General features: G+C 58.9%; 19 protein-coding genes and 5 pseudogenes. 6 read left to right on the forward strand and 18 right to left on the reverse strand.

Translation table 11 applies throughout. The features are described from left to right. Nucleotides 1-90: 90 nt before the first annotated feature. From ACVIGA_RS27970 to ACVIGA_RS27980, 3 genes are all read right to left on the reverse strand, one after another. A complete protein-coding gene (locus tag ACVIGA_RS27970; protein ID WP_166071935.1) occupies nucleotides 91-1,077 on the reverse strand; it encodes a pectinesterase family protein in 987 nt (328 codons plus the stop codon). A gap of 260 nt (nucleotides 1,078-1,337) precedes the next feature. After that, on the reverse strand, nucleotides 1,338-2,627 hold the full coding sequence (locus tag ACVIGA_RS27975; RefSeq protein ID WP_456668684.1) for a glycoside hydrolase family 28 protein: 1,290 nt from the start codon (nucleotides 2,625-2,627) through the stop codon (nucleotides 1,338-1,340). Nucleotides 2,628-3,525: 898 nt separating this feature from the next. Beyond that, the gene (locus ACVIGA_RS27980; RefSeq protein WP_173643993.1) at nucleotides 3,526-3,942 is read right to left on the reverse strand and encodes a hypothetical protein; all 417 of its coding nucleotides are present in this window, start codon (nucleotides 3,940-3,942) and stop codon (nucleotides 3,526-3,528) included. A 627-nt stretch (nucleotides 3,943-4,569) separates the two neighbouring features. On the opposite strand from ACVIGA_RS27980, the gene ACVIGA_RS27985 reads away from it, so the two are divergent. Continuing rightward, on the forward strand, nucleotides 4,570-4,749 hold the full coding sequence (locus ACVIGA_RS27985; protein WP_456668685.1) for a hypothetical protein: 180 nt from the start codon (nucleotides 4,570-4,572) through the stop codon (nucleotides 4,747-4,749). A 376-nt stretch (nucleotides 4,750-5,125) separates the two neighbouring features. Beyond that, nucleotides 5,126-5,527 carry a hypothetical protein gene (locus ACVIGA_RS27990; protein ID WP_456668686.1) on the forward strand — a complete coding sequence of 134 codons (402 nt, stop codon included), beginning with the start codon at nucleotides 5,126-5,128 and terminating at the stop codon, nucleotides 5,525-5,527. A gap of 377 nt (nucleotides 5,528-5,904) precedes the next feature. Here ACVIGA_RS27990 and ACVIGA_RS27995 read toward each other — a convergent pair. The 3 genes and pseudogenes from ACVIGA_RS27995 to ACVIGA_RS28005 all read right to left on the reverse strand — a co-directional run bounded on the left by ACVIGA_RS27995 (nucleotide 5,905) and on the right by ACVIGA_RS28005 (nucleotide 9,850). After that, nucleotides 5,905-7,510 (reverse strand): annotated as a pseudogene (locus ACVIGA_RS27995) (oleate hydratase). A 177-nt stretch (nucleotides 7,511-7,687) separates the two neighbouring features. Beyond that, a complete protein-coding gene (locus ACVIGA_RS28000; protein WP_166071941.1) occupies nucleotides 7,688-8,446 on the reverse strand; it encodes a glucose 1-dehydrogenase in 759 nt (252 codons plus the stop codon). Between the two features lie 1,179 nt (nucleotides 8,447-9,625). Then, nucleotides 9,626-9,850: a hypothetical protein gene (locus ACVIGA_RS28005; RefSeq protein WP_166071942.1), complete on the reverse strand. Its 225-nt coding sequence runs from the start codon at nucleotides 9,848-9,850 to the stop codon at nucleotides 9,626-9,628. A 227-nt stretch (nucleotides 9,851-10,077) separates the two neighbouring features. Between ACVIGA_RS28005 and ACVIGA_RS28010 the strand changes: the two genes are divergently transcribed. After that, a complete protein-coding gene (locus ACVIGA_RS28010; protein WP_456668687.1) occupies nucleotides 10,078-10,668 on the forward strand; it encodes a Fic family protein in 591 nt (196 codons plus the stop codon). After that, a complete protein-coding gene (locus ACVIGA_RS28015) occupies nucleotides 10,665-10,946 on the forward strand; it encodes a Fic family protein (protein WP_224580565.1) in 282 nt (93 codons plus the stop codon). Before ACVIGA_RS28010 ends, ACVIGA_RS28015 begins: the two co-directional genes overlap by 4 nt. 180 nt (nucleotides 10,947-11,126) lie before the next feature. Here the strand turns inward: ACVIGA_RS28015 and ACVIGA_RS28020 are convergent, their stop codons facing one another. Then, the gene (locus tag ACVIGA_RS28020; RefSeq protein ID WP_224580566.1) at nucleotides 11,127-11,285 is read right to left on the reverse strand and encodes a TIR domain-containing protein; all 159 of its coding nucleotides are present in this window, start codon (nucleotides 11,283-11,285) and stop codon (nucleotides 11,127-11,129) included. 796 nt (nucleotides 11,286-12,081) lie between these two features. Between ACVIGA_RS28020 and ACVIGA_RS28025 the strand changes: the two genes are divergently transcribed. After that, the gene (locus tag ACVIGA_RS28025) at nucleotides 12,082-12,576 is read left to right on the forward strand and encodes a hypothetical protein (protein WP_456668688.1); all 495 of its coding nucleotides are present in this window, start codon (nucleotides 12,082-12,084) and stop codon (nucleotides 12,574-12,576) included. An 8-nt stretch (nucleotides 12,577-12,584) separates the two neighbouring features. On the opposite strand, the gene ACVIGA_RS28030 is transcribed toward ACVIGA_RS28025, so the two are convergent. From ACVIGA_RS28030 to ACVIGA_RS28055, 6 genes and pseudogenes are all read right to left on the reverse strand, one after another. Continuing rightward, on the reverse strand, nucleotides 12,585-13,034 hold the full coding sequence (locus ACVIGA_RS28030) for a hypothetical protein (RefSeq protein WP_224580568.1): 450 nt from the start codon (nucleotides 13,032-13,034) through the stop codon (nucleotides 12,585-12,587). A 212-nt stretch (nucleotides 13,035-13,246) separates the two neighbouring features. Further along, entirely contained in the window at nucleotides 13,247-13,603 is a 357-nt protein-coding gene (locus tag ACVIGA_RS28035; protein ID WP_456668689.1) for a hypothetical protein, read from the reverse strand. A gap of 2 nt (nucleotides 13,604-13,605) precedes the next feature. Beyond that, entirely contained in the window at nucleotides 13,606-13,809 is a 204-nt protein-coding gene (locus tag ACVIGA_RS28040) for a hypothetical protein (protein WP_456668690.1), read from the reverse strand. A 471-nt stretch (nucleotides 13,810-14,280) separates the two neighbouring features. After that, a pseudogene (locus ACVIGA_RS28045) lies at nucleotides 14,281-15,137 on the reverse strand (IS3 family transposase); the annotation flags it as partial. Next, entirely contained in the window at nucleotides 15,136-15,696 is a 561-nt protein-coding gene (locus ACVIGA_RS28050; RefSeq protein ID WP_414643272.1) for a S10 family serine carboxypeptidase-like protein, read from the reverse strand. The gene ACVIGA_RS28050 and the pseudogene ACVIGA_RS28045, both read right to left, overlap by 2 nt. Nucleotides 15,697-16,491: 795 nt before the next feature. Beyond that, nucleotides 16,492-18,075, reverse strand: a complete 1,584-nt coding sequence (locus ACVIGA_RS28055) for a carbohydrate porin (protein ID WP_166071944.1) — start codon at nucleotides 18,073-18,075, stop codon at nucleotides 16,492-16,494. 1,144 nt (nucleotides 18,076-19,219) lie between these two features. On the opposite strand from ACVIGA_RS28055, the gene ACVIGA_RS28060 reads away from it, so the two are divergent. Continuing rightward, nucleotides 19,220-19,735, forward strand: a complete 516-nt coding sequence (locus ACVIGA_RS28060; RefSeq protein ID WP_456668691.1) for a hypothetical protein — start codon at nucleotides 19,220-19,222, stop codon at nucleotides 19,733-19,735. Between the two features lie 541 nt (nucleotides 19,736-20,276). Here the strand turns inward: ACVIGA_RS28060 and ACVIGA_RS28065 are convergent. The 5 genes and pseudogenes from ACVIGA_RS28065 to ACVIGA_RS28085 form a co-directional block, all read right to left on the reverse strand. Next, nucleotides 20,277-20,489, reverse strand: a pseudogene (locus ACVIGA_RS28065) (sarcosine oxidase subunit beta); the annotation flags it as partial. Between the two features lie 1,028 nt (nucleotides 20,490-21,517). Further along, nucleotides 21,518-21,700 (reverse strand): annotated as a pseudogene (locus tag ACVIGA_RS28070) (IS630 family transposase); the annotation flags it as partial. Between the two features lie 167 nt (nucleotides 21,701-21,867). Continuing rightward, nucleotides 21,868-23,202, reverse strand: coding sequence for an oxygen-independent coproporphyrinogen III oxidase (gene hemN, locus ACVIGA_RS28075; protein WP_456668692.1), 1,335 nt, complete (start codon nucleotides 23,200-23,202; stop codon nucleotides 21,868-21,870). A 291-nt stretch (nucleotides 23,203-23,493) separates the two neighbouring features. Then, nucleotides 23,494-23,847 carry a hypothetical protein gene (locus tag ACVIGA_RS28080; RefSeq protein ID WP_166072002.1) on the reverse strand — a complete coding sequence of 118 codons (354 nt, stop codon included), beginning with the start codon at nucleotides 23,845-23,847 and terminating at the stop codon, nucleotides 23,494-23,496. Nucleotides 23,848-24,216: 369 nt separating this feature from the next. Continuing rightward, nucleotides 24,217-24,318 (reverse strand): annotated as a pseudogene (locus ACVIGA_RS28085) (IS66 family transposase); the annotation flags it as partial. Nucleotides 24,319-25,005: the final 687 nt, after the last annotated feature.

Genomic DNA, 25,005 nt, shown 5'->3' on the forward strand with positions numbered 1-25,005 from the left:
GCGAGTTGCTGTGGACGAGCCGCCCGAGCGCAACGAGGCTCGGGTCAAAGGGTTTGAAAACCCTCCACTTCCCGAGCGTTCGTCTAATTTTTATCTTGAAGGTTCGCTGGACAGCCAATCTGTCGCGCCCCCGAAGAACGCTTTCAGCGACCATTTCGCGGCTTCGCTGTCAGTCAATTGATGAGAATGAGGCTCGCGGCCTGCGGGATTAGCCCCGATGCTGGAGGATTTGTATTCGGCATAGTAGGCCGTCTTGAACGTATCCGTCTTGCCGGGGGCCCATTCGCGCCAGCCTTCCGCAATGACCGGCGCATCGATCTTCGTCGACAGGAAGATCACTGTGGCATAGGGGCGCCAAGCGCGGCCAAGCGCAACATAGCGCGCACCAGGCTCGGCAGTCAGCCTGCACTGATCGAACACAAAGGCACTGTCCTCGCCCGGCGCTCTTTTGCTCTGCGCCGTATACACAACCGCTTGATTTGCGATGCCGTGCAACTCACAGCGCCTGAAATAGGCCTTCGCATTGCCAAAAACGAAGTCGACATGCCCCTCGATGTAGCAATCAGAGAAGTACTGCCGCGACATTCGACCGTTAGGGCCCTTACCGGCGAACAATGTATCCTGGGCGCCAAGCAGGCGAACATGGATGATTGCGTCCCGGTCGCCGGTCACCGATAGAGCCACGGCCTGCGAAGCTGGATTGTCCCCCTTGAGGGAATAGTCGTTTTGGACCGTCAGATTGTCGAGCCGGAAGTCATCGCCCGAGGCGTTGAGCGTCGCAGAACGGGCCGTCCCTCCCGCGTTGATTGCGCCATCGCCGTACACGATGATCGTATCATCCGGCTTTTTGCCGGTACCTTTGAGATGAACACCAGGTTTGAGGACTTTGACCTTTTCGCGATAGATGCCAGGCTCGATCTGGATATCCCCGCCTTGCGGTGGCAGTGCGTCAATGGCTGCCTGCACGGAGTGATAGGCCGTCTCTCCGGCGTGCGACACAAAAAGCAACTGAGTATCGGCTGCCGAGATAGAGCAACATTCCGCGAGAGCCGCAGCGGATAGCGCGATCATTCGCATGTGACCTTCTCCATCCGATCCGCTGCGGGCTCGATGATCGATACAAACAGCCGCAGCGCAACAGCAGCCGAACCTTGCCAACGCAGCGAGTATGCCGCCGGGCGCGATTTCCAGAGCGGCTGACCGCGACAAGGCTTGTCGGAAAGCTTGGCAAGAACGTGAGCGCTATGAAACGACCCGGGGCGCAACGCCACTCAATCTCAACCGCATTGACACGAACCTGACCCGCCGGACACGAGTTTGTTGTGGTTACGCATTAACTAGTTCCGGAAGGCCTTTGCACATTGCTCCCACCCGCCCGGCCCCCTCTCTCCAGCCCAGCCGGGCAGCGGCGGCGACACTTCAGAATGATCGGCGGTTACATTGGCGTTTTCCAGCCGCCAAGTCGCAGACTCGGCAAACCGAACATCCTCCAGCGTCACGTCAAGTGCATGCTTGCCGTCTACACCGCGCATCAGCAGCGTACCGTTGTCGCCGCGCACATGGCGGAGAGCGATCTGGCGATAGACTGGAATGCTGAAGCCTTGTGCGTGTGGATTGTACTTTGTATCGAAGGCGATCGGCCATCGGTTGCCGCGCAGACACACGTTCTCATAAGTCACTCGCTCCACCAAGCCGCCTCGACTGACATCGCTCTTGATGCGCAGGCCGGATGTCGTGCCATCCAGCGTCAGGTCGCGCACCAATATGTCGCTGGCGCCGGAGTTCACTTCGCTGCCGATCGACATTCCATGTCCCCAGCCGAAGTAATTGTCGATGATGGAGATATGACGGCTTGGGCCATTGTCGCCGGCTTTAATGGCCACGTTATCGTCTCCAGTGCGGATAAAGCTGCGGGTGATGGTCACATCCTGGCTGGCGCCAGGGTCGATGCCGTCGGTGTTGCGGGCCTCGGCCGGCGCATCGATCGTGAGCCCCCAAAAGGTGGCACCTTCGACCCTGTTCATCACGACGTGGAAATTGGGCGCATTGCGTAGCGTGACACCATAGAACGTGATGTCCTGCGCCTGATCGATCTGGATCAAACGCGGGGCGTTCTGATTGCCGCTCTCAGTCTGGGCGCGGCGGGCCAACTGCCACCAAGTTTCGGTGCTGCCGGCCATGGCTGCTCCACCCTGGCCATCGATGGTGCCGTCGCCATAAATGCCGCCGCCACGCGTCTCGGAAAAGCTGATGAACGGACGGCAACCATCGCCCTTGCCTGCGATCCGTCCACAATGGCGCCGGCCTTTGTCATAGAGAGCTGGTTCGGCTATGGCGACAAGCGTGGCGCCACGTCCGATCCATAAGGTGACGCCTGATTTCATCCCGAGCGGGCCCGAGAAGTACTGGCCGCGGCCCAGATAGACCGCCGCGCCGGCGGGGCAATGGTCGATGGCGTCTTGCAACCTGGCCGTATCGTTTGTGCCAGACGGCACCGGGCGGTCGCAGACCGTGTGAGGTGCAACAGGTTCGGCAACAATGCGGCGGTCCTGCGCCTTGGCCACAGGGCAGAAAGCCATGAAAGCAACGAAGGACAATAAGCCCCAGTTGCGGAAACGCTTTATCATCGACTACCTCGAGCTTTGCCGCCCGCATCCTTGCAGCATGCTTTGTGTGAAGCTGAGCGCTGGCTGGATCGGCCGTAGCGCGGCTCACTGGCATGGGCAAGATGACATTTATAAGACGCAGAGGAGGCGTGAACCTTGCAACCCGGCGACAGCACCTTGCTTGTGAGCGAACAAAGATGAGCCGGTCAAAACGGCTGATCCCAACACTTGTCACGCGCGTGAGCGTTCGTGGCTTGGCTTCTCGCCACTTGCACTTGTGCGCGAATTCTTGCGCTCTACACCGCTCAGCCATTGCACCAAGCCAAGCCCCTGTTGCGAAGACCCGGTTGGCAGCCTACTTCCAGCTGTCGCTCGGTTGGACGCTGCCCCCAGCATCCGCTCGCAGGTTAGCGGGATCCAAGACAGGCTCCAATTGACGTGGTCGCACGTTATGCTCTCCGACCTCCTGCGCACGTGCGCTGAAGTGTCGCAGGGCAGATCGATGAGCCGTCTTCACGCTTCGGCGTTTGCTCGAGCTCTGTCAATTCTGCTTGGTACCTGGCCACATCCGATCGCGCGCGAAGGAGCTTGACTTTGATCTCGTCTCGTCGCCTCGATTCCTCTTCAAGCCGCCAATTATCCTCGATCGGCTCAATGGTCATTTACGTACGGTCTCCGATCTGCAGATGACTACAATCCTCAAAGCCTCGGACTGTCGATCTCCGGCGCAGGTGGACCTTTGCCAGAACGACTTGAGGCACTGTTCACAGCAAGTTGCTCGAATTGTGCGTAGCAGGTTCTATTGTCAGCTTGAGACCACTGTCAGGAAGTTGACACGACACACTCTTAGAAACTTCGCTGCAAAATATCGGCACGCGGTTCGGCCAGAGGCCGCGTGACAAGTTAAAGCTGCGCCGCGTCATGCTCTACGTCGATTAGACCCGCCTTTCCCGCGGCGACGCCGCGACCTTTGACGGTGACTATGGGGAGGAATAAGTGATTTTGCTGCATCCATGACCGGTTGCGCGGTGACTTCGCTTGATGGGGGATCGATGGTTGATCGAGGCCGCTCGCTCTGATCGGCGACGGCCTTTTCGAGCGCGGAGAGGAATTGCCGGCCCTCTTCCGTGATTTCCCAGCCAAGAGTATCGCGAAAGACAAACCCGGCCGAGAAGATATTCAGGTCAGGTGCGCGTTCGGCCAGCCGCTTCATGCGATCGGTCCAGTCACGGCCGCTGCTCATCAGGATTTCAACGGCGTGCCTTATGTCGGCAACGGAGGCCAGCCCGGCAGATTGGCCGGCCAGCACTTTCAGGACGGTCAGCTGGAAGGACACTTCCACCTCTCCGGTGGGCCGGGTGTGCAGTTTCCGGTGCAATGGATCAAGCATAGGGGCGCAACGTCAATATCATAGCGCGGTTAACCTCAACTATATTGACTAACCGCGAGCGCGACGGCCCAGATTTACCTCGCCGCGGGGCGTCAAGGTCAACGCGCGAGCCCGTTTGCCTCAAGACGTGAAAGGCCTCGGGCGTCAGCGTAGCTGATATTGCTCTCCGGCCGCAACGCCGCGGGCCAGTATGGGCCTACCTGGCGGACCCAAGCTGTGCGCGCCCCTTCATCAGCCACAGCATCACTATCGATTGGCAGCACAGCCGACGGCATCGCTGCCTGCGCCGATCTTTGCGCGGTGTGCACCTTGACCTGCGGGGTACGATGAGCGCCCAGTTCAGACCGTTCTTAGCTCACTGACAAAGGAGTATCTCGCCATGCCCACAACACACCTCGCCGGAAAAGCCTCAATTTCCTGCGGCGCGGGTCGAGCGGCGGTTTTACGAGACTGGACTAAGCTGTTAGTATAGCCTGCTACACATCGTGACGCTCCAAAGGAGAAAGTGGCAGGCAAAAGCTCCGCGCGCTCGCGACAGGCAAACCGAATGCATGCGCAATCGCGAAACGGAATATGCAGATCGCCGATTCCGAGAGCCGGATGGGGAGACGGACGTTGATGACCTCGCCACGGGGCTTCGCCTGCTCGATCCCGACTTCGAGAATCCAGGATATCGACATGGACGGCGTCGTTCGGATTGAACGGCCGGGCGTCGCCCCCAACATCAACCAAGCGTCCGCGCCATACCCGTGAGCCGCCCCGCCCAAACGGCAGGTTATCGTTCCCGCGCCATCGCGATGGATGCGAGCGTGATGGCGGCCAATGCCAGCCGCAATCACGGCAAAGCGCATCGACGTGCGACCGCACCACCTTTGGCGGCACCGTCGATCTACGCAGTCAGCGCTCGTCCTCAACGAGGTTGCCGCGATTCTCAGCCTCTGAACCGGGGTTGGGTGAACATTCCAGCAAGTGGCGCCTAGAATGCGCAATTTGCGGCGCGATCACGCCGTACCAAAAGAGGTAGGTATGACATGTTGGAGGGTGTGGTACCTTCTGAAGGTTGATGATCGGAACCGAGCAGCGAACAACTCAGGTGTTACAAATCCTCTTTTAGGCCAGGAGACGTCGAATGAACGCGAATACAACCGAAGACGAGAAACGCGAACGGCGGCCACGTCCAGAGCCCGGACTGACCCAACTGACCGGCGCCGCAGCCGATGGCGCTGGAGAACCTGCAGCAGCGGCATCACGCATTCCGTCAATTTTTCCGGAATGGCAAAAATCGATCGAATCGACAAGGCACCTGTACGCCGCGGCATTAAAGGATGGATTAAGTTTGGCTGCTTCCTCTCTGCACGAACAAGCAAGCTTTCTGAGAAATCTTGCCGACTCTAAAACTCCCACAGAGCTACTGAAGTGCCATCTGGACCTCGCGGAGAAATTCTGGTCGAAGTCGTTCAGCGAAGGCTCGAAAATATTGGATCATCTCAAACCATCGCCATCCTCTGCGGTAAGGCAAGGAACCCACTAAGCTTGAGAAATGAGGCCCCGACCGCACTCTGCTTTATCCGCAGCTGGGGCTGCACGTCCCCGACCGGCGACGTTATGGATACTGCATCTCGGCGCGTCCTGAGAAAACCTCCTTCCGCCACCTGGTCGATTTGGAGCTCAGGTGGCACATCGAACGCGAGTGTCAAGCAGACTATCGGTGCCAGCATTATGTGCGGGCACGATTGTTGCGGCTTCCATTACCAGCCATGTTATGAATTGCGGCCCGAGAACAGTTCCGCCTTCGCGTGTGTCGCCTTCGACACTCGACGAAGGGCTTGCCCCTTGCAATTCGCACTCGTACGGGCCGTGGAGAACGAGCTCTCCAGCTGCAACAAGGCAGGCGAACGCACAAAGCCCTCACTGAGCAGTCTTGCCGGGTTCGGTAGCGCCGATATTCTTCAGCATTAGGTCGCGCAAGAGCGCCGGACCGGGAATTCGGATTTCCTTGCCGTCGCGCAGTCTGCCGATTGCCGCAAGCAGCTTGCGGATATCATAGGTCGAATTGAACACCTCTGGCACACCACGTTCGACGTTGAGGAGCGTGTAGACGGCCTCCATCGCCGTGCGCACTGAGTATTCGGTCGTGAAGACGCAATCGCGCTCCGCCGACTCAGCAAATTGGCCGATGAAGGCAAAATTGATAGCGCCTTTGGGCACAACATTTGGTCGATCACCCGCCTGCCGCGGCATGAAGAGAGAGGTGACGTAGGGCATCATCACCGGCACAGTTTTTGCGGCCATCGCGGCGAGTCCCGGTATGTCCTCGACCGGCACGCCGAGGTGATGCAACCATTCCTGCGTGATTTCCTCGCCCGTGCAATCTTGCATCGGCTTGTTCACGTAGTCGCCAGGCTCGTCGACGAAAAGTGAGTAGACCCAGACGACGATCTGATTACTGGGCTGGTACTTGAAATGCGGTTGACGGTTTACAGTCCAACTGAGCAGCCAGTTCGAATCCTTCGCCGTGACGATCCCTCCCGTGACGACCTTGCCGCTGAACGGATCGCGTTTGGCGATCTTGCGGATATAGGCTGGAATGCGCGCATCTAGAGTCGTGATCGTCGCCGATTGCCATTTGGTTGCAGGAATATTGCCGCCGAAGACATCCGGGCGGCCGAACGCCGCGTCCTTGGCCGCAATACGCCGCCACAGATCCCAAGCAGGCGCCGGGCCTTCGTCGAGCCTGGAGGGCGTGTGATGGTCTGCCTTGTCCGAGTTTTCGGTAAGCGACCCGATCGTCATGAATACAAGATCGTCGGCGCCAAGGCCGATGCCGCCGGCGACGCCGCCCTCCAGACAGTGGATAGCCGTGGCCTGCTTGCATCCCGCCTTTATGTCGAAATCGACATCAGTGACAGACGTCGTAGCGGAAGTTGACGCCCTGCTCCAACAGCCATTTGCACAACGGTAGAACCAGCGCTTCATACTGATTGTACCTGGTAAACTTCAGCGCGCTGAAATCCGGCAGGCCCCCGATATGATGGATGAACCGATCCAGATAAAGCTTCATCTTCAGGGCAGAATGCCACTCCGTAAAGGCGAACATCGTCCACCAATAGAGCCAAAAATTGCTGCTGAAAAACTCTTTCCCGAACACTTCGTCGATACGACTGTTCTCCATCTCCTCACGGGAGGCAAGAAAGACGGCGATCAATTCCTTTTCCGCCTTTTCGCTCAGAGTGAAAAGGCCGTCGGTGTGCGCGTCCTGTCCCTGGTTCACCGTCGCCCGTTGCAGCGAGTAGTTCGGATCATCCTTGCTCAACCAGTAGAATTCGTCGAGCACGCTGGCACCTTCAGTTTCCAGCGAAGGGATCGACCGGAACAAGTCCCATAGGCACTCGAAATGATCCTCCATCTCGCGGCCTCCCCGGACCACGAAGCCCCTTCCTAGGTCTTGGTTACCGTCGAGAGCCCCACCCGGTATCTTCAGCCGTTCGAGGATGGTGATCCGGTCGCCACGCATATGGCCATCGCGGATCAGGAAGGCCGCACCGGAAAGCGCCGCCAACCCGCACCGACGAACCACGCAGTCTTGTTGTCCACACCTTCGGGTTTGCGAGGGCGGGCAAAGGCTTCGTAATTTCCGCTACCGAACATCGCAACATTCTATCCGACTAGATTGGACATTCAGTCAGGTTAATCAAAAGAGGTTCTCGGGCGCCAGGCATTTGCGCGGGACGCCGACCGTCAGACCTCCATCGATGACGACCTCCGAACCGGTAAGGTAGCTGGACTCGTCGCTGAGGAGGAACAAGACGACCTGCGATACTTCCTGCGGCTCGGCTGCCCGCCCGAGTGGAACGGGAAAAAGGGAGGACTCGAAGCTCTCGGTCATCGGGGTGGCAATGAAGCCGGGATGGATCGAGTTGATGCGGACTCCCGAGGCCGCGGCTTCCAGTGCAGCGGACTTGGTTATGCCCCGCACGCCGAACTTCGAAGCGACATAGGCGTGGAGTCCGGCACTGCCCCGCAGTCCCTCGACGGACGAGACGTTGACGATCGAACCTCCGCCCGCGCGCCGGATGGCCGGTAGGGCTGCCTGCATTCCGAGGAATACGCCGGTTAGATTGACGGCAAGGGTCTTGTTCCACTGATCGAGCGAGAACTGCTCAATAGGGGCTATGTTGGCGATCGCGGCGTTGTTGACCAGCCCGTGGAGCGCGCCGAAGCGCCCTTCGGCGCTTGCGACCGCCTCGGCCCACTGCTTCGGCTGGGTAACGTCCTGAGGCATATAGATGGTCGAATTGCCAAGTTGAGCCGCGAGAGCCTCTCCTTCTGTATGAAGAATATCAGTGATCACGACCCTGGCCCCCTCAGCCACCAGCAGGCGCGCATTAGCTGCCCCCATTCCGCGAGCCCCGCCGGTCACCAGAATGACCTTGTCGTTCACACGTCCCATAGTCGTCGACCCGTTCCGTTGATCAATGGCGGTGCAGCGTCTTCCAGACGTCGAAGAGGAACGCGAGGGTCATCCGTTATGACGCGCGAGGTGTCGAGAATGTGCGGAATGCTCTGTGCGAATCGCGGGTGCCTTCTTATCGACACGTCCATGCTAAGCGGACCAACCATTGAGGCGCTGTTGGCGGCGGACAGAAGTTAGCGGCGACGTGACGCAGGTGCCCGCGTGAGTCATGCACAGGCACTGTCCCTCGTCGATATCACGCGCCGCTAACCTCAAGTGGCCAGCCACGGCCTCAAGCTGCGATGGTGGCCATGTCCAGGGGAGGGCGCCCCTGGGCATATCCAAGGTCTGCATTCTTCGTGCCAAAAAATGGTCCAGAGTTCGCATTGTTTTGTGTGGGTTTTGTTCTCTTTCCGACTTGCGAACGTCGTGATGTTTGCACCCGGCCCTATTTACAGCGGCTTCATGTCGATCGTGACGCCCCCGCAAGCATCGGCAGCGCAGGCACGTTTTGCTGCCAGTTTCGACACGATGAAAGACCTGGATTAACCGTCATCGGCGCTGCGTGGCCCCGTTGCATCCCTGCACGTCTGAGCTCGCTCAGCTATGTCCGGTCGATGACATGCATGTGGGGAACTGCAATCGAGGCGCAAAGCGCAGCGTTTTGTCTCTGTTCAAGCGGAATGCCGGTACGATGGTTTGGCACGCTGGTTGCTGACGCATGTATGGCTCGGCTGCTCATATGCTCGCGCAACCTCCATGGGACAGCAAAGCCTCTTCGAAGCGTAAACTAGCGCGGGTGGCCCTTCCACCCGCCCGCGCGCTTTTCCGCAGGCCGCCCGTGGAGAGTATGCTATGAAAAGGCTTTGGAGAACGCCCTAGAGGCGCTGAGGAGATGGTCTGAAGGCTAACTCGCAACCGGCACCGTACTTGCCACGCTGGCAAAGCTTGAAGCGAGTAGGGCAACACCGCGGCTGCATCCAGAACGGAAGCTCTCCGCCATCACGCGGATGCGCGCGTCTAAGCTACGCCCAGCAATCTCGGTCGACGGTCCCGCTGTCAATTTCCGGAAATCAAGCGGTCGAAGTGTTAGAAGAGCGCGAGATCACCGCATATCGCGAGGCGGCGCACGCGGTGATTGCTCGCGCACTCGACACCGCGCCGCTCCCGGCGCCCCTAGCGATCGATGATCCCGGTAAGGATGGCTTTGACGCGCACGGAGACGGCCATGCAATTTTGTGCGGCTTTGATGGACTTGAGCCTTCCCGGATCATTCTGTGCGATGTTGGGATCAGATAGGAGGCGCTGCAGCCGGACGCGGCGCCATGCCTGCACATGGCGGAGGCGCGGCAGGATCGCAGGCCGTGCGAAAGCGTCGATCCGCTCAAAGCTGGTCGCCACGGCCTGTTCCCTCCAGGTCGCAGACTAGCGCAATCCGCCGCACGGATGGAAGAGGAGCCTGTGATTTTACGGACTGACCGCTCCGGTCGCCGCCAATTGCAACCTTCCGTTGTTGGGAGGTCACATCAGGCAAGGGACGTGAAGTCCGCCTGTCGTGAATTCGGACAAACTGATGGCGGCAGGACGGATACTTTGGCGTCGTCTAAGACGACAGCGGGCTTCGATATGTGACCTACGCGGTCGCGAGGGCCGATACGGCCGAAGCCGTAAAGGCTTCGTCGGCAGCCGGCGCAGGCGAAGCAGCGACCTCGAATCTCGAACTCCGCGAAGCCGACTGGAAGCGGCCTTGGCCATGGCGAGCTTGTGGCGATAGAGCGATGATCGGAATATTCCGCTGGCGCACCGAACAGGCAGGTTCAATACAGGTGGTGTCGGGGACTCTCGGCCGCGAACGTGTTCACCTTGAAGCGCCGGCTGCCAAGCGGCTTCAGACCGAGATAAAGGCGTTTCTGGACTGGTTCAACACCGAGCAAGGCCAGGCCCCTGTTATCACGGCTGCACTTGCGCATCTGCGGTTTGTGACCATCCATTCCTTCGAGGACGGCACCGGACGAATAGGGCGTGCGATCGCCGATTTGGCACTCGTGCGTTCCGAACAAAGCACGCGGCGCTTCTACAGCATGTCCAGGCAAATCCGGAAGGAGCGCAAGCCTACTACGACATCCTTGAGCGAACCCGACGTGGCACGCTCGACATCATCATTTGGCTCGACTGGTTTCTCGGTTGCCTGGGTCGGGCTTTCGACGGCGCTGAGATGATCATCGGTAGCGTCTTGCAGAAGGCAGCGTTCTGGGAAAAGCATGCCACGAGCGACCTCAGCGATCGCCAGCAACGGATGCTAAATCGGCTGCTCGACGGACTTCCAGGGAAAGCTCACTTCGTCGAAGTAGGAAAAATTGCCAAGCTCTCGCAGCCGACCGCAACGCGCGACATTAATGACTTAATCAAGCGGCATTCAAAAGACGCCGCAGGCGGTCGCAGCACCAGTTACTCCCTTGGACTTAGCGATGCAGATCAAACTGATCAGCCTACCTAGCCGCGCCTGGGTCGCGGCCAATCACCCCCTCATCGCCGGCATCGATCACGTCGAGCATTCTTCAAGATTGATGCACGATCGAGGCTTACCTAAGCTGTAAGAACAGCCTTGGTATCGAAGGGGATTTTCATGTGATACATTTCGCGTGCAAGCTCAGTCTTCAAGGAAGTGCCCGGGCCGCTAGGAAATATAGGCAATGCCATCAAGGTCGGATGGCTTCTCCACCGTCGACTTCATAAGCGCAGCCACATTGGCTGCCCCAAACTTCCCGATAACGAAGCCGAGTTCGAACACGACATTCTGCCGCGCCCGCGATCGAAGGCCTGCTTCCGTATCCACAATACCGCCCGCGACCAACGATCCAAGGCCTGTTTGACAGTATACAGTTGCGGCTACCCATCTGACGCTCTGCTAGAATCCCCCGCAAGGGACGTATGCAAAAGGAAAGCGCCCCGCCCTTTCGGACGGGGCGCTACGGCGGCGCGGACTTGGGGTCAAGGCCAGATCTGGCCGCCGAATCGTTGCTCCGGATATCATATCGTAGCCAGGCTCCCGGCGGGCGCGAGATGTTATTTTGATGCTGATTAGGCGATGCTGAACAGATTTTCGCGGTGGCCGCATCTGGGGGCCATAGCCCACCCAAGTTCATCGGCCGGATCAAGATCTACCTCTTGGACAACGGATCTGGCCCTAATCAACACGTCGTTCGCCGAGCGTCAGAACCTTACCAAGCGCATATTCACCCCGCCTAATGCGTCCCTAAGAAGTTGAAAACCATTGTCACGCATTCTGGCCATTTTTGTTCTAAAATTTTTTGCCAAACTGATAAGACGCTTGTCGCTACCGCGGCGAAGGCTTCTGGCTTGGCTGGGAGGATGTGCTGACGCGGATCGACAAGCGGACCGTCCGGGGTTGCGCCGCGTGTGCAAGAAGCAGGTAGGAAGCCAGACAATCTCAAACTGAGGCACTGGCGCTTGCCGAATTTTCCCGGAATCAGCCTTGGCGACGCCTCGACCAATACGGCGCTAGTTTTCATCCAGAGATAATTTTCAGCTTTGGTGCACCTCTTCGACAACTGGCGCTGCAAACAACAAACTTGTCCAGCCGACCAGACGTTTGGATTAAATGCCAGGGAGTGAATAGCCGACTAAGGAGCCAGACATCGCCTGCTCGAGCGACCGGCTATCAAGACTTCTCGGAGAAAAGCACCACGGATAAGGCGCTGGTTGATTACGGCAATCTGAGTCCTGACCTATGGCCCCGAGAGCCAGACGCTGAAATCATTGCCATACCAGCCACGCTGCGGCATAATCGCGAGGGTACCGTCGAGCGCCGCACCTCCGTTCACCACGAGGCGGCTGGACGCACCAGTATCGTTCACCGCGAGCTGCAAGCGCCCGGTGGACGTTTGCAGATAGCCCCCATTCACCGTTATGTTGTTGTCACGACCATCGATGAGCGGCGCGACAGCCCCGCTATTGGTGAAGCGGCCATCGGTATTGAGCAGATAACTGCCGTTACCGGACAGGGTTGCGTGTTACGCGACAGTTGCGTCGTACACTTCGTGATTGCCAGTAAACAACGCGACGCCCGCCGGACAACTGCAGCGACAGGTTGTTGCGTCCAATGATGTTACCTTCATAGCGGGTCGCAAAGCTTGCGTCGGGCTGTCCCGTTGTGTGACCATGTGTCAGGCGTCATACCGAGCGTCAATTTGGTCAGGCGCGGCGAACCCTTCTCGTCAAGTTGGGCGTAATCAGACAGGATGTCCCCTGACAGCGTTGCGCCACGCATCACGTTGATCTCGCCCACATAACCACTGTTCGACATGTACATCGCGGCGTAACTGCCAGCCAGGCGCCCGGTCAGATCGAATGTGTTGACGAGCGGACCGTCGATTTCGTTCAGCATCGGGGCCGCGCTATTGCCAATCGTGCGAATATACGAGCCACGATATTCACGGTGATTGCCCATCGCATTGTTGCCAAAGTCGAAGCTTGCTGCGATGCCATGCTCGCCGAGCGCCTGCACGTCGCCACGCTGAGTAAGCGAGTGACCCTTGCCATAGGCGAACATCGCCGTCCGCATGGACGCGGGTCCCCGGCGGGATTGTTATCCGATTGGCTTCGCCATCGACGCGGATGCCAGCGCTCCCCGTTCCTTCCGAAAGCAGGCCGGCGCGCTGGACCACAGTGTTGTCGCGGCCATAGACATGCAGCCCCAGTCCGAGCATCGCCGTGTTGTATGTATTTGGGAGATACGCGGTTCCTTCAGTGTTGCGAGCGAAGAAGGGGTTATCGCTAATCAGACTCTGACCGTTGCTGTAGATGGAGTAACCGAACAACTTGCGCCGATCGATGGTATAGCCGATATCCTGCAACGCGGCCAAACTCCGCCTCCATGAAGGGTGTGTAATTCCGGTATCGCTGGTGGCTCATTAAGCTGTTCTTGAGCTCGCTATGCGAGACGAAGGCTGCATCCGGCGACGCGTCCTCATGCATCGCCTGCACCGGAATACCGGGCATGGCGCCGGCCAGCACTTCACTCATATGCTTCCCGGCGAAATAGCCCGCGGCGCAGGTCGAAAACGTTGTCAGCTCGCAGGTTGGCGCAGCCGGAGCAATAGATCGCTTGTCCCGGCTTGGCTTGTTTGCCATTGTCATCGTGCAAATGGTCCGTCCAGCCGTTTATCGCTTCGGGCGAAATGCGGCGATGCTTCGTGGCCGTCAATAGTACTGACGATTCCCATCTGATGGGCGATCTCATGAATCATAACGGGTGCGAGACCTATCTTTCGCGTCATCGGCAATTGCGAAGGGATGTATGCTTCGGCTGAAAACCCCATCTGTCCGATCGCAACCATGCCAAGCGCCCCGTAGGTCAGCGAGCCGCCTCGTGAGTGCCGCCTGCACCTTGTTGCCGCTATCGGGTGACGATTGGATAGAGGCCCATGCGTTGTCAATGGCAATCCCGGCGACGTTGACGATGGCCGGCGATTGACCCGGTATGACCTTAATGATTTCAGCCCAATACTGAATCGCAGCCAGTGAATGATCTATTTCCCATTGCGGCAAATTCCGCAGTGCGCGCTGCTCGTCACTTGGGCCACAACAAAAAGGGCCATCTCTGACACCGAATATCCGCGCCCGTATGAATGGCATGCCGTTCGAATCGGTGACATCGTAGGTTTCAACGGCCGCGCTGGGCGATGAAATGGACCCGCGGAGCGGGGCCGCTTGAGCCGGTTTGTTAGTTGGAAACTGACCGCTCCTGATTACTTCCTATCACGCTGCCAGAGACACTGTCTGCTGCTGTTGCTGCTGTGGGCATGTGGTCAACGCGTCAGCGTTGTCCACCATGTCCACAGCCTTCGCGGCCTGCATCCGTTCGCGCCAGACCGCCATCGGCGTGCGATACGTCCTCGATTGTAGAACGCCAGATATTTGGAAATCGATGCTCGCGCCTCGAGCACGCTGTCGTAAGCACGCAGATAGACTTCCTCGTATTTGACAGTGCGCCACAGCCGCTCGACGAACACGTTGTCGCGCCAGGCACCCTTGCCGTCCATGCTGATGGCGATGTTCGCGTCCAGCAGCACGCCGGTGAAGTCGAGGCTGGTGAACTGGCTACCCTGATCCGTGTTGAAGAAGATCTCGGGCCTGCTGTGCTTCGCCAACGCCTCCTGGAGCGCTTCGACGCAGAATATCGTCTCCATCGTGATCGATACGCGATGGACCAATACCCTTCGGCTGAACACATCGACGGCCGCCGCGAGGTAAACGAATCCACGTCGCATCGGAATGTAGCTGATGTCCATTGCCCAGACCTGGTTCGGCCGCTCGATCTTCAATCCGCGCAATAGGTACGGGTAGATCTTGTGGCCCGGTGCGGGCTTGCTCGTGTTCGGACGGCGATAGATCGCCTCGATCCCCATGCGCTTCATCAGCGTCGCGAGCGTCGCGACGTGGCGGCGACCAACCTGCATGCCCTCACGCAGCAACAGCGATCGCAGCATGCGCCCCCCTGCGAAGGGATAATCGAGGTGCAGCTCATCGAGCCGGCGCATCAAGACAAGTCCTCGGCCGAAACCGGCCGAGGTTCATAGTAAACCGTACTGCGGGCAAGGTTCAGGACCTTCGCCTGGCGCACGACAGACAGATCATGGTCGCGGTCGATCATCGCTTTGCGCTCAGTCATGCTTTTCGAGCCAGCGGCGGACCACCAGCGCGAGCGCGTTGACGTCGCCGTCAACGGAAAAGAGCCGCTTGCGCACATCATCGCCGGTCCCCACGAAACGGCTATAGCTTGTGCCCACGGGGTCGAGAAACACCAAATCGGTGAAATCTAGCCAAGTCTCCGCGTTTGGCCTCACCTCCGGAAAAGTGGATGGCGTGACCTCGTCAGCATTGATCGGTAGCCGCCACGGTCCGGCATTGCCAAGCTGCAGCCAGGCCGATGATGAGCCCGGTCCGCCGTTGAAGAAGAACGTTACCGGGCGCGTGCCGCGATCGGCGCCGTCAAGCTGATAGGACGTATAGGCGATGTCGGCCTCCGGTTCACCCTTCTCGTCGAACAGGCGGATGGAGCCGCCCGTCGCGATGAAAGAGAGCGTCCGCCCAGGGAGATCAAGCGTTTGCCTGGTGCTGGAGTCCGGCGGCAGGCGATGCTGCTCGGCCGCCGACGGCGTACTTCGGCGCTTGGCCGGCGTGTTCGCCGGGGCCGCCCTTCTGGCCGGCCGGCGTCGTGGCATTAGCGCGCCGTGGCAGATCGTCTGCCCGCACGCTCCCCATGATCCCGCAAGCAAACAGGATCAACGCAAGAGAGGTGCTGCGCAGTGCGGTCGACGACATAGAGGTTCTCCTGTGCAAGGCTTGCTCTGTTGGTGCGCGAGGCGTGTCTGTCAAAAACGGTCTAGTCACTAGCTCATGCGTGGGAACAACAAACCTACCAGAGTCAGCAGTTGCCACCGTCGGCGGGTGCAGATCGTATGCCCGACCATCGCCAATCGCCCGGTTGGCGGTTCGACCCCTGATCGGCTCAACGCGCTCGGCCTTCACGGCATGGCCAACGCCCTTCGTCGACATCGCCAAGCTGCGGCAGCAGGCCGCCGTCGAGGACATCGACTATCGCACTCCGCGCGGTCTGGACCGCAGCCTTCTGGCAATGCTGGTCGAAGGCGGCTGGACCGCCCACCACGCCAACCTGCCGATCTGCGGCCCCCCGGCGTCGAGAGCCTGCGGCGAACCCGCAAGCCCGGCCGAAAGGCCTGAGCGAGGGGCTCCGTGGACATGCCGCCGCGCGTGGACAACGCGAAGGGCGTTGCCCACCTGCCCACAGCAGGAGCAGCAAAAAACCAAATCCTTCGAGCCGCGATTCTAGATTGACCTCGCGGCTTCGCCGATACCCGGGCGATGGGCGAGATCATCTCGGAATCCTGGGCGAGATCAAATCGGTACAGCCAGGCGAAATCATCGGAATTGCAATCGAGAAGCTTGCTGTCGCATGCTCCATGAAAAGGTAGGAGCAAAACGAGGCTTGCGATGATCTAGAAGAATATCAACGTAGACACCAATAAGTCGAGGGCGTGCTCCGTTTGGGGCGTGTGTGTGATGCTCGTCGGGTTATGGATGTATGACAGGCCGATGCTCGCATATATTCCGGGCGCGAGATACGCAGTGTATGTTCCCGTGATTGCTGTTGTATCGCGATGCACGAGCTCGCCCTTGGCCAAAGCAGCATCCACCGCAAACTTGCTCCAGACGGTGTTGGTGGCAACGAGAGCCATCAGATCACTGGGCCGACTATCAAAGGGTCCCTTCGCATAAAGGCGAAGCTCGTAGTACTGGCTGATTCTGTTGAGGTCGGGCGGTGCTCCCATGAGAGAGAATCCGCCATAGATACCACGAGATGGTGCCCCCTGGACGTCACTCTGCCAGAGCTGCCGGTCCGCGGCGATGTAGTGAAAACTATTGCCGCTATGCCTTTGCCGGTCCGGGTCCGCTACATTCTTGTAGCGGCTGTTGCTGAAACCAGCGCCTGCCCGCAACCACGTGTCAGGCACGCCGGGAGCGGCCTTACTCTTGTAGCCAATCTCGTCGATGAAAAGAATGCCCGCGTTTGCTGTGCTCCAGTTCACGCCGCTGGGATTCTCGGTTACATGCGCATAGGGTCCATCTGGACTGATTGAGCGCTGCACGGAGATTTTGTCGTACCAGCGATCATCGAAATTGTACTTCAGGTTGAGGGCGGGGGTCGGCGCCGCGTTGGTGCTCATCCCTGCTTGGAAAAGGGCGAACATGTTTGATCCTGAAATTCCTCCGAACAATGTGCCGGTGAATTCGTTCTGATTTCTAAGATAGCCAAACTTGAGTTCGAGTGTCCTGTCGAGGAAAGTTTGGTAGTAAGCGAGCGTGTTGAGTCCTACTCGATCAGGCCCCGGGCGCTTCCATGTCCAGTATTGCTGCTCGGCCCCCACGGCAATTTGACCATCAGCAATACCGAAGCGGCTGAGATCGTAGGTGACGATCATGAAGTTCGCCGTGGCAAATGTCGGATTCTGTCCCATATAGAGCTGGTTTGCGAAGCTGCTTCTGGCTGCATTCGGCAGCTGGTTGTCTGCAAAGCTGTTGTGCGTCCAGCCGATATACCCGATGCCGATGTCCGCCAGCGCCGATCTGGCGCCGCCCTTGTCCTGATCTATCGTATCGGAAGGCCCAGGTATGGCGAGCCACAACCCCTTTTCTCGTAGATGTTCGAAACGCGCGAAAGGGTCGATCGCCGCTTGTGCTCTCGTCTGGGTAGCCCGATCGGCACTGCCGCTCTTTTTGAGAGGCATGCTGGGACCATTTGCCGGCGCCGCGGCACGGGGTCCGGATGCCTTACTGATCAAGCGGATGGAGAGCCTTGTCTTCCGATCGGGAGCGGTGCTGCGGCTTCTTTTGGTGACCTGATCTGCAGTATCTCTGTTGAGATCAAGATCGTTAGCGGCTTTTGCCAGAACTGAATTGCCGACCAGACAAGCCGCCAGCGGAAGTGCGACAACCCGGCCCCGTCGCTTCGAGCTGTATGCAAGTGCCGCCGTAGCCGAAGATGTTCGAGACGTTATCGCCGAAACAATGCGATCGCGCATAATGTACTTCGCGTCCCTATCTGCGAGCCGTGAATGGATCGAGCTTCGGCCTGATTGCCCGAGAAGCGGACTTCCCAGCCTTTGGAGTCTGAAGGCTATAGTGACCTCTAAAAGCAAAAGGTGTCGTATGTCCCCAGCGGGACCGGCTTTAATCGTCCCGAACCTCGTCACCCGGGGAGGGCGAGGCTGATCTGGCCTGCACGTAGCTTGTGCATCATGCGTGGCGCGAGCGCTAGCGGCGTGCTGGCTCGATGAGGTGATGATGACGAACGAGCTTCAGCTGTCCTTGCCAGCAAGACATCGCGAGCGACCGTGCTCCGTGATGCCGCAGAAGAGTCTTATGGTGCCGAACATCGTGTTTGATGGCGTCATTCTCGACGAAATGGTAGTCACCGAAAAGCAACCCCGCCGGTGACGAGGGCAGGCATCATGAAGCTTTGTTGGCAGCTCGGTCACCGAAAGACGAGGCAATCGACGGGCGCGAGGTCTGGAAAATGTTGCCGTCTGAGCCCCCGGCGATCGTGGCAGAGTGTTCTGCGAGCTGGCGCAGGAGAACGGAGAAAATAGCATTCGAGCAGCTTTGATCGCTGCCGCAGGGCAGTTGGCGAATCCGTCAGCTCCATTAGCGCGGCCAGATCTATGGTGCATTCCGAGTTCCTTGACAAATGACCCGTGGGGCGTTCGATGGCCACGCTTGCCAGCTGTCCATCGTCTCGATCAACCTGCCGAGATTGGTAGTTGCAATGGCTGCCGGTCCAATGGCATGGTGCCCAGTGCTGAGGTGGCTAGCTGGCAGGGCTGAGTTTCCGTCACAACGCACTCCGGCGAGTTGGCGCGGTTCGTATTCGGCCGCAGCAGGGTGAGAAAATCTGCAAGGATCTTGTGAATCGTGAGAAAATGGTGCCCCGTTGCTCGCAAAGACGCGAAGCAGTACGCCGCTGCCGACGGTAGGATGTAGGAGATCCCCGCTAGGGGGGGGGGCTTTTGCGCTGAAAAAGAGCCCACATTGGAGCCGAAGGGCAGACAATCAGAGGTTGCGGAGAATGATGGTGCCCGGGGGGCGCGGGCGGCTGCAGCCCGTCAGCATCGCAGGCTATTGCAGCAACGAGCTGCCTATTGGGTCGGGGAAGTCGCGCGTGGAACCATGGAGATGACAGATCAAGCTGCCGCCTCGGACTTGCGGCCGCTCTTGCACAGCTCGTTAGGGCGCATTCGCTGGGGTTTGATGTTTCTTGTTGTCTTCGTCGGCCTGGGTGCGGCGGCAGCCCATTTTGCATCGAGCCTCGCAGAGTTCGTCGAAACGCCTGCCGCTGGGCAAGTCGGTTCAACGATGGTTCTGTCACCGGAGGACAGGGCATCCCTGACCGAGACACAGGGGGCGCAGCAGAAGCTGAGCGATGACATTGCAGGGCTCACCCGCCACATCAATGCCCAGCGGGGCGACCTCCAAGCGATCTTGGATCAGCTCACCACACTGACTTCGCGAATCGACATCTTGCAGATTCCGGCGCCTGGTCCATCTGCTCCTTCCGCTGCTACTTTGCCGCCAGACAAAGCGGTCTTGAGCTCCGTCAAGAAACGCATCGGACGCTCAAAACCACAGGGTCCTGTTTCGGGCGGAGGCGCGCCTTTGATCGCAGGATCGATCGGCGAGCGCTGACACCACAGACCGGTCGCCTCCGTATCGCTGTCTCACCGCCTCGCCACCGCCGGGGCGGCGCCCGCGCCGAGCGCCGCGTCAAGCTGGCTCGCGCCGCCTCGACCCAAACCGGATATGGATTGGCCCCGTCCATCACATGTCTCGTCAGTGCAGCCGGATCTTCGCGATCACAGCGAGAAGATCCGCTACGGACGGCCTCCGCCGTAAGTCCGAACCGAAACGCCTGTCGATCTGAATGATGGGCCCGAGCAACGCCGAACCTGGACTATCCTAGTGGCTCTGCACAGTGATTTTGACTGGTTAGCACCGCGGGGTCCAACGGACTTTCAGCGGAAGCTAAGAGCGCTAAGGATGCCGGGGTCATCTAACGGGCCAGGCAACTCGCAGGGCAGCCCGTCGCCGGCCGGGGCGCGGACGCGTCTCCCGCGGGCTCGCGTGAATCTTCCGTATAGAGAGTCCGCGTTGCACGACGATCCTGGCCTTGCGTGCGACCCATCGCAGCACAGCCTGTCGGTGGAGGTCACCGCTGCGTCTGGGTCCAAAGGTTGGCATCGACGCCGGGTAGCCGCATGGCTTTGCGGGCCGCGTATAAGCGTCGCGCTGAGCGTCGGAAATGGAAGAGATCCAACGCGCCACGCTGAGACCATGGCGTTTAAGTTGAAGTCCTGCTCCCAGTTCATGGCTCATAGAAGGGATTGTTGCCGGGCAGTAGGTAGTTCGAGCGAGCAATCGTCGCGTTACGACCAACATTGCCTACGATGTCAAGCCGCTATCCCTGGACGGAGCGGCCGTCGCGAGTCCATCGGGAGCCATTGTCCGTTGCAAGAAGGTTCTACGATTAAATTCTTCAGACAATTGAAGCGTCTCCGCACTGAGCGCGATCGTGACAGCGGTGATCGCTCACCATCCCCCGCGTAGCGCTCATGGCTCATCAAGACGTCGAGGGGAGCCTCAGAGGGCTGGTAGGTCAAATTTGGCTTGAAGCTGACGTAAGGTCATATTGTAGCGTCGCCAGCGAAACATGACCAAAGCAGGCTCGATCCGATAATGCAATTTAGATTTACAGACTTCGACGACGTGCGCGCCGCAAACAGAGCATATAGCAAGGCTTCGGGAGTAGGTTATCATCGCAGTAGACTGCGCGGGACACCACATCTCGAGCAGCAGGCAGCTTCAGCTCTTGACATATGGACTTGGTGTCTATCGCCTCAAGAGAGGATCAATTACATCCGAAAACATCGTTCCCAATTCCGGTTTGACAGCTACGGCCAGATGATCGGTGTCGTCCGCGGTCGTTGCTTCAATGGTTACGCATCCGAGCTCATCAAATGGCGAAATCGATTCAGGGCCAACACGTGGCGTGCTGCTGTGTTGTTTTGCGCTGGGACTTGGGCAATCCTCATTTATGCTGTCCTCCGAGTGCTAGATATCGTTCGCAATTGACTGGAGTTCCCATAGTAAGGCCGTTCACCGCCGCGTGAATTGAAAGTCTTTAGTATGCGTGTGAACGGTTGCAAGCTGACTCGTGTCTGCAGCCGTAGCTCGGACTCGTCCCATCTTCGGCGCGTTACGGATTTGGTTCACGTGCCATCGGATAGTCATGAGATTGCCGCCCACGAACAGGGCCCGGTCTCGGTTGGTCGTCGGATGATCCAATCTTGGTCCGAAACCCCTGCCGGGGTTAATCTGACCGCCGGACCCAACTTATCAAAATCACTGTGCAGAGCCACTAGGCGAGCGTGATATCCGGCTTCGCTGTCACCGCCTCCAGAATCAATTGCGAATGCGCTTCGATTTGCGGTCACCGCCCTGGCGTTTAGGAACGATGTCGCCAACTTCCTTGAGGCGACCGCGCCGGCGGATCGCGCTGACACCAAAGCGCTCGGCAGCCTGTCGACAGGACATGCCACCGTCAATCGCTGCTACCACCCTTTGGCGAAGATCAACCGAAAACGCCCTAACCATACATGCTGGCCTCCCTCGCCAGCATGTGGCTTGAATCTGACTCGCGCCGTTTTGGGAATCCCCACCCGATTCGTTCCGGTCGGAAAATGCTCTAGTATGACCGTACGGGCCGCGGCCCGCGACCTCATTTGATGCTTCAAGAACTGTGCGCATATGGGTGGTCTTCGTTAATATGGTGCGCGGTCGAGATAAGCGTCGAATGCCGCAGCAACGGCGCGGATGACAAAACGGTGCTCCTGCTTGACGCGGAGGATACCCTTTTCGATCTCCACTATCCCGTCCTCGGTGAGGATCTCCAAGCGATCAGCTGAATCAAGAAAAGCTACCGGATCAAATCCGTGGTTGGCGCAGATTGCTGGAACATCGGCCTGTAAGTCGCACATCACGCGTTCGATGATTTCGGCCCGAAGCCGGTCTTCCTCGGTGAGACGGTGGCCCTTTGAAGTCGGGAAGCAGCCAGCTTTGATATGCTGATGATAGGAAGCGGTTGCGAGCTCATTCTGGACGTGGCCGTCAGGAAGGCGGCCAATGGCGGACGGACCGAAGCCGATCACGGTTTGACAGGTATCAGCCGAATAACCCAGGGAGTTGCGGCAAAGGCGACCGGCCTTCTGCGCCAGCGCGAGCTCGTCGGATGGCAAGGCGAAATGGTCGAGCCCAATTTGTCGGTAGCCCGCCGCGACCAGAGTTTCAGCCACCGCCGCGGCTTGCTCGGCGCGAGCGACATTGTCTGGCAGCGCCGCCTCATCGATCTGGCGCTGACGTTTCATATAGGAGGGAACATGGGCGTAGCCGAAAACCGCAAGCCGGTCCGGCCGCATAGCAACCGCGATTCTGGCGGAGTCAACGCAGGACTGCACCGACTGGTGTGGCAATCCGAACAGGAGGTCGAAGTTGATGCGGCTTATTCCATGCTGGCGCAGACTTTCGACGGCAAGAGCTATCTGTGTCTCGCTCTGGACGCGGTTCACTGCCCGCTGCACCAGGGGATCAAAACTTTGCGCGCCAATGCTGGCGCGGCTGACGCCGGCTGAGCCTAATGTTTCGGCCATCTCGGTCGTGAACGCTCTGGGATCGATCTCGACGGCAACGGTGGTCGACTTGCTGAATGTGAAGCGGTCGCGCAGGAGCTCCATCAGGCCCAAGAAGTCGGCAGGCGAGATGGTGGTCGGCGTTCCGCCGCCGAAATGCACGTCGCTGACGGACAAGGCGCGGGGCGCCTGCGCTGCGACCAAATCAATCTCCTCGCGGAGCACCCCGAGATATTTGCGGATCGGTCGCTCGCTGTGAGTGAGGCTTGTCGGGAAGCCGCAATACCAGCAAATCGAGCGACAGAACGGAACGTGGAGATAGATGGATACCGGTTCATCGCGCAGCAGCCGCCTCAACCATCTCCCATAAGTGTTGGCGCCCACCATCGCGGAGAAATCAGGTACGGTCGGATAAATAGTGTACCAAGGCAGGCGGGAATCGCAATACTTGTTCAGCAACGAGGTCTGCACGTCTTATCTATCCATGCTCACACAACATGAAGTTGACCGATCTCCTCTTCGGTGTCTTTGCTTCATGTCAATGTGCCCGCTTTGGTCTCGATCTTTGTCTGGACGTAGTGGCAATCCGTCCTCCGAAGGTGTGTCGCTTCTGGCTCTCACACGTTTATGAAGTAGCAATGATCTCAAACCATCAGCTCGCGGCGGATGTGGTAAAGCGCGCCGACGGCTGGCGGGATCAAATTCGCTCTGGCAGTCTGGCAGCATACGATCAATAGGGCAGGAGGGTTCATGAACTGATCGTCATACGTTCAAATCCGGTCCCGCAACGACCGATGTTTGCGATAGCAAGCCATCCAGAGCCCAGGCCTCCGAGAGGAAGTCGGGGTTCTTCTTGTCCGCCGCAAATCGCAGGATCGCGGCCAAGTCACCGCGCAGCACGATGGCGAGCTGTTCCCCGTCGAGCACGAGCGTGACCTGATCGATCAACGTACGGAACCGCCGCCTCGGCTTTCTCCTCTTCGCACTGCAGGCTTTCATACAGTGCAGAGATGCGCTGCCGATAGACTCCGCATGTTCGGGTGCAAGAGCGGCGGGGGCCTCAGCGCTCGCGAGCAGATCGGTCAACTTCGACTTGCAAGCTTCGAGCGCATCCATCTCAGCCTTCATCGACGGTTCATACATGCCATCTTGATCGCAGTGATAATGCCTCGAATCTGCTTTTTGACTCTTTCCAGCTCGCTTTGCCAAGCATCCTGATCGGTTCGACGTTCGATCCGCATTCGGTTCACTTCTTGGGTGAATTCCTCGCAAAACTGCTTGAACAATTCGGGCTTTGTTAAGTGCGTCCGGAGGCCGTTCAATACGGATGGCGCCAGCGCATCGTGCCGGATGTTCACGCGATTATTGCACGTCACCTTGTTCCCGCGCCGCCGCGCAGGTCCTTCGAGATCATCGCGTACCCACCGCCGACGCCGGCGGCCCAGGCATCTCTTCGCCGGCCGAGTGAGCGGTTGTTGCGTGGCGGTCGAGCTTGTCGCGGGCGTAGATGGCCTCCTGGCGGTAAAGCGGCTCGCCATCGGCATATTTGGCAACGGCAATCTGGGCCAGAAGCGCTTCCGTCGTCAAAGCAAGTGCCGGGAACGAGAGACGCGGAAGCCAACCCCAGCGTCGCCGACCGCCTCGCAGTGTTCCAGTTCAACGTCCTCTCGGCCTAATCCTCCGTAGAAATCACCCGGCCTCGGCGAGCCGAGGGGCATCAGCAGCTATCGGATTGCACGTCTCTCCACCATACTGTGTATGTGAAGGACAGGACTTGGCGGCAATCAAATACCTGAACGTGACCGCTGACGATTTTCACTGAGAAGAAGGACGATGTGTCATCCTCGTAGCCGATGCATATCTCCGAGGTCCCAGGGCTCAATATCCAACGCGATTTCGCCCCGTGGTGACATAGGTTCGGTAACAAACCGCTGACGTGGCATTCACTGTCGTAGTCGTATCCGTCCACTTGTTTTCCGCATACGGCGACACTAATCTCGTTGCGCTTTCTGGTTTCGCGTTCGTACACGCTGAGGACTTCGCAGCGGCGATGGTAAGCGAACGCGACCGCAGCTGACGCCACCCGGACATGCTGTTTCATATCACCTACCTAATGCCGGACGGACGAAGGGCGGGATGCGCCGAGTGCGCCCCCGTGTCGTCAATGGCCGGCAACGATCGCCGAGGGTAAGGGAGTTCAAATAAAAGACGCCGCTCCTCTTCGTCCTAACTCCCCACCGCGGGTTCTTTCTTTAGGCCCGCAAGGGTGACGAC

The sequence above is a fragment of the Bradyrhizobium sp. USDA 3240 genome, assembly GCF_054063295.1.

Excerpts from the sequence above, each read along its gene's own strand:
- ACVIGA_RS28030 (WP_224580568.1), bottom strand. The coding sequence starts at position 13,034 with ATGCGGACGGCGATGTTCGCCTATGGCAAGGGTCACTCGCTTACTCAG.
- ACVIGA_RS28050 (WP_414643272.1), bottom strand. The coding sequence starts at position 15,696 with ATGCCACGACGCCGGCCGGCCAGAAGGGCGGCCCCGGCGAACACGCCG.
- ACVIGA_RS27970 (WP_166071935.1), bottom strand. The coding sequence starts at position 1,077 with ATGCGAATGATCGCGCTATCCGCTGCGGCTCTCGCGGAATGTTGCTCT.
- ACVIGA_RS28035 (WP_456668689.1), bottom strand. The coding sequence starts at position 13,603 with ATGGCAAACAAGCCAAGCCGGGACAAGCGATCTATTGCTCCGGCTGCG.
- ACVIGA_RS27985 (WP_456668685.1), top strand. The coding sequence starts at position 4,570 with ATGCAGATCGCCGATTCCGAGAGCCGGATGGGGAGACGGACGTTGATG.
- ACVIGA_RS28015 (WP_224580565.1), top strand. The coding sequence starts at position 10,665 with ATGATCATCGGTAGCGTCTTGCAGAAGGCAGCGTTCTGGGAAAAGCAT.
- ACVIGA_RS28080 (WP_166072002.1), bottom strand. The coding sequence starts at position 23,847 with ATGGATGCGCTCGAAGCTTGCAAGTCGAAGTTGACCGATCTGCTCGCG.
- ACVIGA_RS28060 (WP_456668691.1), top strand. The coding sequence starts at position 19,220 with ATGGAGATGACAGATCAAGCTGCCGCCTCGGACTTGCGGCCGCTCTTG.
- ACVIGA_RS27975 (WP_456668684.1), bottom strand. The coding sequence starts at position 2,627 with ATGATAAAGCGTTTCCGCAACTGGGGCTTATTGTCCTTCGTTGCTTTC.
- ACVIGA_RS28000 (WP_166071941.1), bottom strand. The coding sequence starts at position 8,446 with ATGGGACGTGTGAACGACAAGGTCATTCTGGTGACCGGCGGGGCTCGC.
- ACVIGA_RS27990 (WP_456668686.1), top strand. The coding sequence starts at position 5,126 with ATGAACGCGAATACAACCGAAGACGAGAAACGCGAACGGCGGCCACGT.
- ACVIGA_RS28055 (WP_166071944.1), bottom strand. The coding sequence starts at position 18,075 with ATGCGCGATCGCATTGTTTCGGCGATAACGTCTCGAACATCTTCGGCT.
- ACVIGA_RS28040 (WP_456668690.1), bottom strand. The coding sequence starts at position 13,809 with ATGGTTGCGATCGGACAGATGGGGTTTTCAGCCGAAGCATACATCCCT.